Annotated in this window: 5 protein-coding genes; 1 reads left to right on the top strand and 4 read right to left on the bottom strand. The window is 73.1% G+C overall.

Annotated features, from left to right (window positions below):
- Nucleotides 1-150: 150 nt before the first annotated feature.
- Nucleotides 151-1,098 (top strand): methionyl-tRNA formyltransferase, encoded by a 948-nt coding sequence (locus ACFWIA_RS25005; RefSeq protein ID WP_387008710.1) that lies wholly within the window; start codon nt 151-153, stop codon nt 1,096-1,098.
- Between the two features lie 111 nt (nt 1,099-1,209).
- Here ACFWIA_RS25005 and ACFWIA_RS25000 read toward each other — a convergent pair whose 3' ends face one another.
- Genes ACFWIA_RS25000 through ACFWIA_RS24985 form a run of 4 tightly spaced genes read right to left on the bottom strand, consistent with a single transcriptional unit; the run spans nt 1,210 to nt 14,336 of the window.
- On the bottom strand, nt 1,210-2,610 hold the full coding sequence (locus tag ACFWIA_RS25000) for an MDR family MFS transporter (protein WP_387008708.1): 1,401 nt from the start codon (nt 2,608-2,610) through the stop codon (nt 1,210-1,212).
- Nucleotides 2,607-12,611: an amino acid adenylation domain-containing protein gene (locus ACFWIA_RS24995; protein ID WP_387008707.1), complete on the bottom strand. Its 10,005-nt coding sequence runs from the start codon at nt 12,609-12,611 to the stop codon at nt 2,607-2,609. Before ACFWIA_RS24995 ends, ACFWIA_RS25000 begins: the two co-directional genes overlap by 4 nt.
- A gap of 1 nt (nt 12,612) precedes the next feature.
- A complete protein-coding gene (locus ACFWIA_RS24990) occupies nt 12,613-13,398 on the bottom strand; it encodes an ABC transporter ATP-binding protein (RefSeq protein ID WP_385490547.1) in 786 nt (261 codons plus the stop codon).
- Nucleotides 13,395-14,336 carry a FecCD family ABC transporter permease gene (locus ACFWIA_RS24985; RefSeq protein WP_387008771.1) on the bottom strand — a complete coding sequence of 314 codons (942 nt, stop codon included), beginning with the start codon at nt 14,334-14,336 and terminating at the stop codon, nt 13,395-13,397. The genes ACFWIA_RS24990 and ACFWIA_RS24985 overlap by 4 nt, the downstream gene beginning before the upstream one ends.
- Nucleotides 14,337-14,374: the final 38 nt, after the last annotated feature.

Below are 14,374 nucleotides of genomic sequence, written 5' to 3'. Positions count from 1 at the left end.
CTAACCTTACTTGAACCGGCCTGTCGACGGGACGGATCGGGCATGTGGCAAATCACATCTCTCAACGGGCCCGAAACTTGGGGGCGTTGCACCGTTAGGTAAGGCTTGCTTTACTTGGCGCAGTCATTCGCTCTCCCAAGGAGGAACCCCATGCGGGTCGTCATGTTCGGTTACCAGACCTGGGGCCATCGCACCCTGCAAGCCCTCCTGGACTCCGAGCACGACGTGGTGTTGGTCGTGACGCATCCCAAGAGCGAGCACGCCTACGAGAAGATCTGGAGCGACTCGGTCGCCGATCTGGCCGCCGCGCACGACGTTCCGGTCGTGATCCGCAACCGGCCCGACGACGAGGAGCTGTTGCAGCGTCTCAAGGAGGCCGAGCCGGACATCATCGTGGCCAACAACTGGCGCACCTGGATCCCGCCGCAGATCTACGCCCTCCCCCGGCACGGCACGTTGAACGTCCACGACTCGCTCCTGCCGAAGTACGCGGGCTTCTCCCCGCTGATCTGGGCCCTCATCAACGGTGAGCAGGAAGTCGGCGTCACGGCCCACATGATGGACGAGACGCTCGACGCGGGCGACATCGTGGACCAGCGCGCGGTGACGGTGGAGCCCACGGACACCGCCACCGACCTGTTCCACAAGACCGTCGACCTCATCGCGCCGGTGACGATAGGCGCACTGGACCTGATCGCCTCCGGGCAGACCGAGTTCACCCGGCAGGACCGCTCCCAGGCCAGCTTCTTCCACAAGCGGGCCGAGGAGGACATCCGCATCGACTGGAGCTGGCCCGCCGACGCCCTGGAGCGACTGGTCCGCGCACAGTCCGCGCCGTACCCGAGTGCCTTCACCTTCCACCGGGGCAAGCGCCTGGAGGTGCTGTCCGCGGTCGTGTCCCAGGGGCGCTACGGGGGCACGCCCGGCCGGGTCTTCTACCGCGAGGGCGACGGGGTGGTGATCGTCGCCGGCGCCGATGCCCGCACCGGACGCAACCACGGCCTGGCGATCACCCGCGTACGGACCGAGGACGGACGCGAGTTGCCCGCCACCGAGTACTTCACCTCGATGGGCGGCTACCTGACCGGCCGTCCCTGACGGCTGACCCGTTCCACTCGACGGAGCCCTCCTGCGCACCGCAGGGGGGCTTCCGCGTTGCCGCGTGCCGGGTGCCGCGCACCCGAAGGCGCGCGGCATCCGGCACGGAACTCAGCGTCCCTTCGGCTGGGTTCGGGGGAGTCGCGTCGCCCCGGCGGCGGCCAGCAGACCGAATCCGAGGACCCACCAGAAGGTGTCGGCGAACGCCCAGGAGACGTCCGCCCCGCGGGCGGCCAACCGGTCCTGCAGCACCACGGCGAGCGCCGCGGTGCCCAGTGAACCGCCCACGGTGTTCAGCAGGTTGAGCGCTCCCGCCGCGCGCGGCAGGTGTGCGGGCTCGATGCGGGTGTAGACGATGTTCATGATCGGTGCGCTGATCATCGCCATGCCGAAACCGCGGACCGCCAGCCCCGCGACGATCACCAGGTCCGGTGGTTCGTGGCCGAGTTGGGTGAACGGGACGGTGCCCACGAGGATCAGCACGATGCCGATGACCACCAGGGACCGGGGGGCCACCTTGTCGATGGCCCGGTTGACCAGGACCGAACCGGCCACCGCTCCCAGCCCCTGGGGGGCCAGCAGCATCCCGGCCTCCCACGCCGACAGGTCGCGAGCGGTCTGGAAGTACAGCGGCAGCAGGAACATCGTGCCGAACACCGAGGCGCCCAGGACGACCAGCGAGAGCGCGGCGGCACCGAACGGCGGTCGGGAGAACAGCCGGGGGTCGACGAGCGGAGTGCCACGGGTCCGCAACCCGTGCACGAGGAACCCGGCCAGCATCGCCGAACCGGCGGACACACCGATCACTGCGGGCAGGGTGCGCTCGTGGGCGACCTCGGTCAGCCCGTACACCAGCACGGCCAGGCCGGGCGAAAGCAGCAGGGCCCCCCGCAGGTCGAAGGCCGTCCGACGGTCCGACGGCGGCACCACGGGCACGTAGCGGCGGGCGAGCAGCACCGCGGCCAGCCCGATCGGCAGGTTGACCAGGAACAGCCAGGGCCAGGACGCCACCCCGAGGATGGAGCCGCCGACCATCGGGCCGAGCACCGGCGACAGCAGCGGCACGACGGCGACGATGCTGATGACCCGGCCGATGCGGCCGGGACCGGCGACGCGGGCCAGCAGGGCTTGTCCGGTAGCGGGCAACAGCCCGCCGCCGAGGCCCTGGACGACCCGGGCGACGATCAGGCTGGGCGCCGACCAGGCCAGTGCGCACAGCAGCGAGCCGAGCAGGAACACCCCCACCGCGACGAGCCAGGTCCGGCGCCCGCCGAACCGGTCGGCCAGCCAGCCGGAGGCGGGCACGGCGGCGACGACGGCCAGCAGGTAGGCGGTGGACACCCACTGGATCTCGGCGACGGAGGCGTTGAACTCCTCCGTCAGGGTGTCGATACCGACGCTGACGATGGTGGCGTCCACGGTGGCCATGAACGTGCCGAGGACCAGGATGAAGGCGATCCGCAGCAGTTGTCCGTCGACCCGGTCGGTCGGCGGCGCGGCGTTCTTGCTCATGGACGCTCCAGGAGGTCGAGGACGTCCTCGTCGAGGTGGTCGCCGAGGGACCGCAGGAGGTCGAGCAGTTCTTCGGCCAGCCCGTCGACGTCCACTGCGGACCGGTGCGCGAGCACACCGGTCCAGCCGTCGCCGTCCGGCATGACCGTCAGGGTCACCGGATGGTGGGTGGCCTCGCGGAACCGGGTTCCGACGACCGTGAGCCCGGGGGCGGGTTCCCGGAGGCGGTCCGGGTCGACCGGGTAGTTCTCGAACACCACCAGGCTGTCGAAGAGCCGGTGCCGTCCCGTACGCCGTTCCAGGTCGGGGAGGGCCACGTGCTGGTGCTCCACCAGGGCCTGCTGGCGGGCCTGGAGGTCCACCAGGGTGTCGGCGAGGGTGCCGGCGAGCCGTGCGCGGACCGGCACCGTGTTGGCCAGCAGCCCGATGATCTCCTCGACGCCCTCCAGCTCCGGGGGCCGGCAGGCGACCATGGCGCCGAAGCAGACGTCGGTGCGACCGGAACGCCGGGCGAGCAGGACGGACCAGGCCCCTTGCAGCAGCGTGTTCCTGGTGAGTCCGCGCCGGGCGGCCTGCTGGCCGAGCTCCGCCACCAGGGCCGCGTCGAAGGTGAGGAGCGCGGGCTCCTGCCAGGCCGGTCCGGGGTCGCCGCCGCCGAGGTAGTCGCCCTCGGCCAGCCCGTCCAGCTCGGTCGCCCAGACGTCGAGGTCGGGTTCGTGGTCGGCGTGCCAGCGCAGGTAGTCGCCGAACGGCACGGGAGCGGGCAGGTCCGGGGCCTCGCCGCGGACCCGCGCGGTGTAGAGGGCGAACAACTCGGTGAGGATGCGCGGGGCCGACCAGCCGTCGGAGAGCAGGTGGTGGCTGGTCATGGCCAGGTCGGCGAGTTCGGGGCCGCGGCGGATCACGGTCAGGCGGAACAGCGGCCCGCCCGCGAGGTCGAACGGTTCGGCCAGGTCGGCCGCCAGCGCCTCCTCGGCCGGCCCGTCGACCACCCGGAAGTCCAGCCCGGGCGTCTCGGGGATCACCGCGAGGTCGGCCGGGAACACGGCGCCCAGGTTGAGGTGGCGGGCGAGCAGCTCGGTGCCCGCTCCGCGCAGCGCCTCGGGATCGAGCGGGCCGGCCAGGGAGAAGGTCGACTGCACGGTGTACGGGTCGGGGCGTTCGGTGCGCGAGTGCCGCAGCATCACTTCCTGGAGCGGGGCGAGCGGCTGCACCTCGGCGACCGGGCGGTCGCCGGCGAGGGCCAGGACCTCCGGCGCGGCGGCGGTGCTCAGCAGCGCGCTCCGCAGGTGTTCGGCCAGTTCCTCGACCTCGGCGGCGGTGAACAGCGCGGCGGGCCAGGTGATCCTGACGCCGAGTGCGTCGTCGCGCACCAGGGCGTTGACCATCAGGCTGTGCGGCAGGGGCAGCGCGTCGGTGCCGCCGGAGCCGAGCGGGTCGGCGTCCGGGGGTGCCTGCCACGGCGTCTCCTCGGCGGGGGCGCCGGGGAACTGACCGAGGTAGTTCCAGGCGACCTCCAGGGGCACCGGGTCCAGCAGGCCCGCCGCGGTGAGGATGCCGTGCCCGAGGCCGTCGCCCTGGGTGCGCAGCCGTTCCCGGACCGCCCGCACGTCGTCGTCGGCGTGCAGCCGTACCGGGTGGACCGCGGTGAACCAGCCGACGGTCTGGGACAGGTCGACCTGCGTCGGGCGGCCGTGGCTCTCCAGGGCGACCAGCAGTTCGGGCGTTCCGCGCCAGGCGCGTACCGCACGGGCGAGCGCCGTGAGCAGTACGGCGTCCGGGGTGGTGCGGTGCGCGGCGGGCAGGGTGGTGATCAGGGCGCGGGTCGCGTCGGGGTCGAGCCGGATCTCGTGGTGGGTCGCCGTGGCCACGGTGTCCCGGGCGGGGTCGAGCGGGCGGGTGAGCGCCGGGGTGGCGGCGGTCGTGCCCTGCCAGTGCGGCAGTTCGGCCCGTCGGTCGGCGTCGTGCAGCGAGCGCGCCCAGCCGAGGAACGACTGGCCGTGCCGGGTCAGCCGTCCCCCGGAGTGGGCGTGCTGCACGTCGTCCAGGAGCACGCGCCAGGACACGCCGTCGACGACGAGGTGGTGGGCGAGCAGGACGAGTCGGCCCGGGCGGCCGGGCCCGGCGTCCACCCACAGCGCGCGCAGCAGCGGACCGGTGCGCGGGTCCATCGTGTCGCGGGCTTCGGCGGTCCAGGAGTCGACCAGGGCCCGCGGGTCGTCGGTCGCGGTCCGTCGGGTCAGTACGTCGGCTCCGGTGACGGCGCCGATCGGGGGGATGCGCAGCACGTGGTCGGCGAGGTGGGCGCGGAGCACGTCGTGTCGGGCCAGCACCGCGTCGAGCACGGTGCGCCAGGTGGCCTCGTCGCCGCCGGGCGGGACGCAGATCTCGATCCACTGGCTGAAGCCGTCGGCGGCGGTTCCGGCGCGGCGCAGCAGGTCCCGCATGATCGGGGTGAGCGGTGCGTCGCCGACCGCGGGTGCTTCCTCTTCGACGAGGGTGCGGGCGCGGGCGGCGATCCCGGCGACGGTCTCGCCCTCGAACACGTCCCGCGCGGTCAGGCCGAGTCCGCGGCGTCGGGCGCGGGACACGACCTGGAGGGACACGATGCTGTCGCCGCCGATGGCGAAGAAGTCGTCGTCGAGGCCGACGTCGTCGGAGCCCAGGATGTCCTGGAAGACGGTGAGCAGCGCTGCTTCCGCTTCGGTGGCGGGTTCGCGGCGGACGCTGGCGGCGATCTCGGGGGCCGGCAGCGCGGCGGTGTCGAGCTTGCCGCTGGGGCTCAGCGGCAGCCGGTCGATCGGTACGAGCACGGTCGGCACCATGTGGTCGGGCAGTTCCGCGGCCAGGTGGGCGCGGACCCGGGCGGGGTCCAGGGCGGCGTCGTCGGTCGGGATGACGTAGCCGAGGAGTCGGCCGTCGCGCACGATCACGGCGCAGGCGCGCACGTCGGGGTGACGGGTGAGGGCGGACTCGATCTCGCCGAGTTCGACGCGGAAGCCGCGGACCTTGACCTGGTGGTCGACGCGCCCGAGGAACACGAGCTGTCCGTCGGGCCGCCAGCGCACCAGGTCTCCGGTGCGGTACATCCGCTCGCCCGGGGGGCCGTACGGGTCGGCGACGAACGCCGCGGCGGTCAGCGCGGGGCGGCCGAGGTAGCCGCGGGCCAGGCTAGGTCCGCCGAGGTACAGCTCGCCGGTCACGCCGACGCCGACGGGCTGGAGGCCCCCGTCGAGCACGTACGCGCGGACGTTGGGGTCGGGCCGGCCGATGGGCAGCGGTCCGGGGTCGTCCGGGTCGTACCGCCAGAGCGTGGAGTTGATGGTGACCTCGGTGGGTCCGTAGGCGTTGAACAGCGCCCTGCGGCCCTGGCCCCAGCGTCGGGCGAGTTCGGGGTCGAGTCGCTCGGCGCCGACGACGAAGAACACGTCGGGGTGGACCGTGCGGTCGTCGGGCATCGCGGCCAGGAACGACGGCAGCAGGTTCACTCCGGTGACCCGGTGTTCGACGATGTAGTCGAGGAGTTCGTCGCCGGAGACGCGGACCTCCTCGGGGGCGATGACGGAGGTGCCGCCGGACAGCAGCGGCACCATGGTCTGCCAGAACGCGACGTCGAAGCTGGTCGACGCGAAGTGCAGGTACCGGTCGTGTTCGGTGACCTGGACGACTTCTTCCTGGAGCGCGATCAGGTCGGGCACGCCGCGGTGGGTCACGCCGACGCCCTTGGGGCGCCCGGTGGTGCCGGAGGTGTAGATGACGTAGGCGAGGGCGTCCTCGGTGAGGGTGGCGCGCGCTTCGGCCGGGTCGGTGTCCGGTGCGGAGGCGAGGGTGGCGGGGTCGTCCAGCCGCAGGACGGGGACCTCCCGGTCGACGGGCAGTGCGGCGCCGCTGGTGACCACGGCGGCCGGGGCGATGTCGTCGAACATGTACGCCAGTCGGTCCTGCGGGTAGCTCGGGTCCAGCGGTACGTACACGGCGCCGGCCTTGGCCACGGCGAACAGGGCCACCGTCATCTCGACGTCGCGGCCGAGCAGGACCGCGACCGGGTCCTGGGGGCGTACTCCGCGGGCGATGAGCGCGTGGGCCAACTGGTTGGCGCGGCGGTCCAGTTCGTCGTAGGTGAGGCTGCGGTCGCGGCAGACCAGGGCCTCGGCGTCGGGCTTGCGGTGCACCCAGGCGGCGAACTCGGTGAGCCAGTGGCCGCGTTGCTTCGCGGGCACGACCTCGGTGCCGGTGCGCAGCATCCGCGCGCGCTCGTCGGGGTCGAGTGCGGGGATGCGGAGCGCCGGCCGGTCGGGGTCCTCGACGATTTCGTGCAGCAGGTGGTGCAGCCAGCGGCCGTAGTCGCGGACGGTGTCCTCGGCGAAGGCGCGCGGCTGGTAGCCGAGGCCGATGGTGATCGCGTCGTCGGGGATGACGATGACGGTGAGCGGGTAGTGGGTGGCGTCGGTGATGTCCACGCCGGCCAGGTCGAGGCCGGGTGCGAGGGGGGTGCGCTTGCGGCTGGACAGCGGGAAGTTCTCCATCACCAGCATGGTGTCGAAGAGTTCGCCGATGCCGACCGCCCGCTGGATGTCGGGCAGGCCGACGTGGTGGTGTTCGGCCAGGGCGACGCTGTCGGCGTGCACGTCGGCCAGCAGGTCCCGCGCGGTCCGGTCCTGGGTGTGGCGGACGCGTACCGGGATGGTGGTGCCGAGCTGGCCGATCATCGACTCGACTCCGTCGACCTCGGCGGGGCGCCCGGACACCGGGCAGCCGAAGACGACGTCGCGGCGGCCGGTGAGGCGGCCGAGGAGCAGGCCCCAGGCCGTCTGGAGCACGGTGGTCAGGGTGACGCCCTGTTCGCGGGCGAAGCCGCGCAGCCGGTCGCTGAACTCCCGGCCGAGGTCGACGCTCACGCGGCCGGGGCGCTCGATGCCGGTCTCGGTGCTGGCGGGTGCCAGTCGGGTGGCGTCGTCGACGCCGGCGAGCGCGCTGCGCCAGGCGTCGAGGGAGGCCTCGTGGTCCCGGTCGGCCAGCCAGCGGAAGTACTCCGACAGCGGCGGGGCGACGGGGGCGGCGGGGCCGCCGCCGAGTTCGGCGTAGAGGGCCAGCAGGGTGCGGCCGACCAGCGGCATCGACCAGCCGTCGAGCAGGGCGTGGTGGTTGGTGATCACCAGTCGGTGTTCGGCGGGGCCGACCCGGGAGAGCAGGAAGCGGATCAGGGGCGGCCGGGCCGGGTCGAACGGGCGCTCCAGCTCGGCGCGGGCCGCCTCGGGGAAGGCGTCGTCGCGCCGCCATTCCAGGGCGACGTCGGCGGGGATCACCTGCACCACGCCGTCTCCGGCGGGGGCGAGGTACACGCGTAGTGCGGGGTGACGGCGCAGCAGTTCGCGTGCCGCCTCGGCCATCCGGTCCGGGTCGAGTTCGCCGACCAGGGTGGTCAGGGCCTGGACGACGTAGACGTCGGTGTCGTGGTCGTCGCGGACCAGGGTGTGGAAGGAGAGGCCGACCTGCAGGGGGGTGGCGGGCAGGACGTCGGCGATGCGGCCGACCCCGTCGGCGCCTTCGAGGGCGTCGACTGCGGCCTGGTCGAGGTCGACCAGCGGCAGGTCCGAGGGGGTGAGGCCGCCGGGGTCGTCCAGTGCGTGGGCGACGAGCGCGTCGAGTGCCACGGCCCAGGCGGTCTGGAGGGCCGCCACGGTTTCGGTGCCGAGCACGGCGGTCGCGGCGGTCCACTCGACGGCGAGCCGGGGCGTGCCTTCCTCGTGGACGAAGCAGTTGAGGGCCAGTACCTGTTCCAGGGCCTTGGCGTCGGGTTCGGTGACCGAGAAGGCGTCCTGCTCGGGCAGTTGCCAGCCGGTGCCGGGCAGCGAGCCGAACCGGCCGAGGTAGTTCAGCAGGACGTCCGGCGGCGGGACGGCGGACAGTTCGGGTCCGGCCGTCGGGTCGAGGGTGCGCAGGACTCCGTAGCCGACGCCGCCGTCGGGGACGCCGCGCTTGGCTTCCTTGGCCGCGCGCAGTACCTGCCCCACGTCGCCGGCGGTGGGTACGCGGACGGGGTACTCGCTGGTGAACCAGCCGACCGTGCGGGCCAGGTCGAGGTGTTCGCGGCCGTGGCCCTCCATGGTGACGGTCACGGCGTCGCCGGTCACGCCCCAGGCCCGTAGGGCGAGGACCAGTGCGGCCAGCAGCACCTCGTCGACGCCGGCGCGGTAGGCGGCGGGCAGGGTGGTCAGCAGCGCTTCGGTGGCTTCGGACGAGGCGAGGGTGACCGACTGGTGGGCGGTGGCCACGGTGTCCCGCTTCTGGTCCAGCGGTCGGGCGCCCAGCCGGGGCGCGGCGTCGAGTGCGGCGCGCCAGTAGTCGAGTTCGCCGCGTCGGGCGCCGGAGGTCCCCTGTTCGGCGAGGAGCGTCGCGTGCCGCCGCCAGGAGGCGCCGACGGGGTCCAGGGCGCCGCCGGTGCAGGCCGTGTGCAGGTCGGGCAGCAGGATGCGCCAGGACACGCCGTCCATGGCGAGGTGGTGGACGACGACGACCAGCCGGTCGGGGGTGTCGTCGTCGGTGCGGAGCAGGGCGGCCCGCAGCAGGTCGCCGGAGCGGGGGTCGAGTTCCCCGGCGAGGCGGTGGGCGAGGGCGGTCACGTCCTCGCCGCGGGTTTCGCTGACGACGGCTTGGACGGCGCCGCGGGCGAGTACCTCCAGGTGCTGCCCGTCGTCGGCGTCGATGACCCGCAGTCGGAGCGCGTCGTGTCGGTCGAGGACCGCTTGTACGCCGGCCGCCAGGTCGTCGTGGGTGAGGGCGTCGATGCGCAGGGCCGTCCACTGGGCGTATCCGGCGACGGCGGCCGTGTCGGGGTTGGGGTCGAGCAGGCCGCGGACGATCGGCGGCGCCGGTACGGGCCCGGTGGGGTCGTCCAGCGGCTCGGGGGTGTCGTCGACCCGGGCGGCGGAGGCGGCCAGGGCGGCGAAGCTGCGGCGGGCCAGCAGGTCGCGGGGCCGCAGGTCGATGCCCCGGGCGCGCAGCCGGCTGCTGACGGTGATCGCGGTGATGCTGTCGCCGCCGAGGGCGAAGTAGTCGTCGTCCACGCCGACCCGGTCGATCTCGAACACCTCGGCGAGGACCGCGCACAGCAGTTGCTCCCGCTCGGTGCTGGGTTCCCGGCCGCCGCCGGAGATCGAGGGTGCGGGCAGGGCCGCGCGGTCGAGCTTGCCGTTGGGCGTGAGCGGGAGTTCGTCCAGCACCACCACCGCGGCGGGCACCATGTGGTCGGGGAGCCGCTCGGCCAGGTGGGCGCGTACCGCGTCGGCGGTGGTCGAGGTCGAGGTGGAGACGACGTAGCCGACGAGTCGGGACGAGCGGATCGTGGCGGCGGCGGCGGTGACGTGGGGCACCGCCCCGAGCGCGGCTTCTACCTCGCCGGTTTCCACCCGGTGGCCGCGGATCTTGACCTGTCCGTCGCCGCGGCCCAGGTACTCCAGGCCGCGTCCGGGCACCCAGCGGGCCAGGTCGCCGGTGCGGTACATCCGCGTCCCCGGCGCACCGAAGGGGTCGGCGACGAAGCGTTCGGCGCTCGCCCCGGGCTTGCCGAGGTAGCCGCGGGCCAGGTGCGGGCCGGCCAGGTACAGTTCGCCGACCGTGCCGTGCGGCACCGGCTGGAGCGCGTGGTCCAGGACGTGGGTGCGGGTGCCGGCCAGCGGGTGGCCGACGGTGGGTTCGTCGCCGGTGATCCGGGCGGTGCTGCTGGTGACGGACGCCTCGGTGGGCCCGTACATGTTGCGGGCGGCGGTGCCCGATGCGGCGATCCGCTGCCACAGGGCGGGCGGTACCGCTTCGCCGCCGAGGAGCAGCAGGGTGGGCGGCAGGTCCAGGAGGCCGCCGTCGATCAGCGGTGCGGCCATCGACGGGGTGGTGTCCATGATGTCGATGCGGTCGCGGGTGTACGCGGCGAGCAGGGCGTCGGCGTCGCGGGTGGTGTCGGCGTCGTAGACGTGGAGTTCGTGGCCGCAGAGCAGCCACACCAGGTGTTCGAGGGCGGAGTCGAAGGCGAAGGAGTAGGTGTGGGAGGCGCGCAGTCGTCGGCCGGCGGCGCGTTCGGCCTCCGCGACGACGGTGGACCGCTGGTGGTGCAGCAGGCTGGCGAGGCCGCCGACCCGGCCGAGCACTCCCTTGGGGCGTCCGGTCGATCCGGAGGTGTGGATCACGTAGGCGAGGTGTTCGGGGTGGCGGGGGGCGGCCAGTTCGTCGGCCATCAGGGGGGCGCCGGACAGTGCGGCGGCCTCGGCGACCAGGGTGGCCCAGGGCTCTCCATCGACTGGGCCCGGGCCGTCGGTGAGGACCAGCGCGGGGCGGGTGTCGTCGACCAACTCCCGCAGCCGCTCGGCCGGGTACGCGGAGTCCAGCGGCAGGAACGCGGCGCCGGCGTCCAGGACGGCGAGGAGGGCGACCACGGTGTGGGCGGAGCGGGGCAGGGCCAGGGCCACGACGTCGTCGGGTCCGATGCCGCGGGCGCGCAGGGCCCGGGCGGTTCGGTGCACCCGGTCCGCCAGGGTCGCTGCGGACAGCCGGTCGGTGCCGCACACCAGGGCGGTGCGCTGCGGGTCGGCGGCGATCATGGCGTTGAATGCGGTGGGTACGTCCACGGGGGTGCCGGGCAGGGCCTGTGGGGACCAGTCGGCCAGCAGCCGGTCCACGTCGTCGACAAGGGGTATGCGTCCCACCGGCAGGCCGTCGACGAGTCCGGCGAGCAGGGCGCGGAAGCCGGAGAGCTTGGCGTCGACCGCTGCCTGGTCGGTGCCCCGGGCGTCGACCTCGAAGCCGAACAGCAGACCGCCGTCGCGGGTGGGCAGGACGCTGAGTCCCATGTCCTCGGGCGGGCCGCCGGCGACGTTGCGCATCACGCCGGTGGCTCCGGCGAAGTCGATCGCCAGGTCGAACGCCTTGAGGTTGATGCCGCGTCCGTGCAGCAGGGCGCCGGCGCCGGGCACGCCGAGGTCGCGCGGCAGGTCCTCGCCGCGGTACCGCTGGTGCTCGCGCATCTCGCGCATGGCGGCGGAGACGCGGCGGCTCAGCTCGCCCAGTCCGTCCCCGCTGCGGACGGCCACGCGCAGCGGCAGCACGTTGACGGCCATGGCGGGGGTGCGCAGTTCGGTGGAGCCGGTGCGGCACATCAGGGGCAGCGCGAACACGACGTCGGTGCGGCCTAGGGCGCGGTGCAGGAAGGCGGCGTACCCGGCGATCAGTGCCTCGCCCCAGGTGACGCCCTCCTGGGTGGCGAAGGCGCGCAGGCGGGCCGTCTCCTCGGGGGTGACGACGGCCAGGGCGGTCAGGGTGCGGTCGGGCGGGCCGGCGGCCGTGTCGACGTCACCGAGGTCGGGCAGCGGGGTGAACCGTTCCACCCAGTAGGCGCGGTCCTCGGCGGCCCGGTCGCTGACCCGGTAGGCGCGGTCGGCGGCGACGAGGTCGGCGAACCGTCCGAACGTCAAAGGCGGCAGGTCGGTGTCGCGCACCCGGGCGGTGTAGTGGGCGGCGGTGCGGCGGGCGAGCATCGCCGCGGTGTAGCCGTCGAAGATCAGGTGGTGGCCGAGTTGGGTGTACCAGACCTCGCGGTCGGAGAGTCGGATGACGGTGCGCGCGTACAGCGGCCGGTCCACCATGTCCCGGCATTCCTCGGCCACCCGCGCCCGCTCGGCGTCGACGAACGCGTGGGCCGCGGCGAGGGGGTCGGGGCGACCGCTGAGGTCGATCACCCGGGGCGGCTCGACCGGTTCGTCGCTGACCGCCTGTTGCGGTGCCTCGGGGGTGTCGTAGACCCGCAGGCGCAGGGTCTCGGCCTCCTCGGTGGTGGCCCGGACCGCTTCGACGAGCGCGTCGACGTCGACCGGTTCGTCGCCGGATATCTCCACCACGTCGCCGACCAGGTAGTACGGCGAATCCGGTTCGAGGCGCTGCGCGTTCCAGATGCCCAACTGGGCGCTGGTCAGGGCGAGCAGTCCGTCCGATGGCACGCGGGGGGTGCTCAACTTACTCTCCTTGAAGTGTGGGGACGACCATCGGCGTAGCTGTCACCGGGTCGGGGACGATGACGCTCGGCAGGTCGAACACGTCCTTGATCAGCACGGCGTCCACGATGTCCGCGGGGTCGCCCTCGGCGACCACCCGGCCGTCCTTCATGGCCACCAGGTGGTCGGCGAACCGACACGCCTGGTTGATGTCGTGCAGGACGGCGATCACCGTGCGGCCCTCGTCACGCAACTTGGCCAGGAGGCCGAGTAGTTGGTACTGGTGGGTGATGTCGAGGAACGAGGTGGGTTCGTCGAGCAGCAGATAGGGGGTCTGCTGGGCGAGCACCATCGCCATCCACACCCGCTGTCGTTGACCGCCGGACAGCTCGTGCACGAGCCGGTCGCCCAGGTCGGCGACGCCGGCGGCGGCCATCGCCTCGGTGACGGCTTCCTGGTCCTTCGGCGACCACACCGCCAGGAGCGATTGGTGGGGGAACCTGCCGCGTCCCACCAGCTGTCTGACCTTGATGTCCTCGGGGGCGAGGGGGTCCTGCGGCAGGAAGCCGAGCTGTTTGGCCAGGGCCTTGTTGCCGTAGTCGCCGACCTCCCGGCCGTCGAGTTGCACGTGTCCGGTGTGGGGGCGCAGCAGTCGTACGAACGCGCGCAACAGGGTGGATTTCCCGCAGGCGTTGGGGCCCACGATGGCGGTGAACGCGCCGTCGGGGACGTCGAGGCTCAGCCGTGTGGACACCACCCGGTCTCCGTAGCGCAGGGTGATCTCCCGCGCGGTCAGGCGTGCGTTCACGCTCGCCTCACTTCCTTGGTCAGCAGCCAGATCAGGTAGCAGCCGCCGATCGCGGTGCTCACCACGCCGACGGGCAGCGCGACGGGCGCCAGCAGCATCTGGGCGAGCAGATCGGCGCCTTGGAGCAGCACCGCTCCGGTCAGTGCGGCCGGGAGCAGCGGGACGCCGGCGGCGCCCGCGAGCCTGCGGCCGATCTGCGGGGCGGCGAGGGCGATGAAGGCGATCGGTCCGGCCACTGCGGTCACCGTCGCGGTGCAGCCGACGCCGACCAGCACCATCAGCAGGCGCAGTCGGTCGAGGCCGACGCCGGTGGTGACCGCGATGGAGTCGCCGAGGGACGCCTGGTGCATGGAGTGGGCCTGTGCGGCCATCACGACCAGCAGCGCGCCGATCACCGAGAACGGTATCCACAGGTCGTCCCAGCCGACGCCGTTGAGGGAGCCGGCGCTCCAGCCGACCGCGGCGATCGCCACTTCGAGTTCGGCGCGCAGCACGATCCACGAGTTGAAGGCGGTCACCATCGCGTTGACGGCGATGCCGATGACCACCAGGCGCAGTCCGGAGAAGCCCCGGTCGAACGAGAGCAGGTAGATCAGGGCCGCGACGATCAGTCCGCCGGTCACCGAGCCGACGGCCAACTGGGCGGAGGTGCCGGACAGTACGGTGATGGCGACCAGGGCGCCGGTGTACGCGCCGGCGTCGAGGCCGATCACGTCGGGGCTGCCCATCGGGTTGCGGGTGAGGTTCTGGAAGATCGCTCCGGCCACCCCGAGTGCGGCGCCGAAGACCAGCCCGGCGAGTACCCGCGGCAGACGCCATTCCATGATCACCACGGAGTGCTCGGCGCCGGTCAGCGCGGCGAACACTTCACCGGGCGACGACCAGGACGCGCCGTAGCACAGTCCGAGCAGGCCGAGGCCCAGCAGCAGGACGGTCATCACCACGCCGAGGACGACGGTACGGGGTTCGGCCCGTA

The organism is Streptomyces sp. NPDC127068, assembly GCF_042724695.1.
GTDB lineage: Bacteria > Actinomycetota > Actinomycetes > Streptomycetales > Streptomycetaceae > Streptomyces.
The sequence above is the reverse complement of the archived record's forward strand: the minus strand, read 5'-3'. Positions and strand labels throughout refer to the sequence as shown.

Bases quoted from the DNA above. Each gene is read 5' to 3' on its own strand.
- ACFWIA_RS24985 (WP_387008771.1), bottom strand. From the start codon at position 14,336: ATGACCGTCCTGCTGCTGGGCCTCGGCCTGCTCGGACTGTGCTACGGC.
- ACFWIA_RS25000 (WP_387008708.1), bottom strand. From the start codon at position 2,610: ATGAGCAAGAACGCCGCGCCGCCGACCGACCGGGTCGACGGACAACTG.
- ACFWIA_RS25005 (WP_387008710.1), top strand. From the start codon at position 151: ATGCGGGTCGTCATGTTCGGTTACCAGACCTGGGGCCATCGCACCCTG.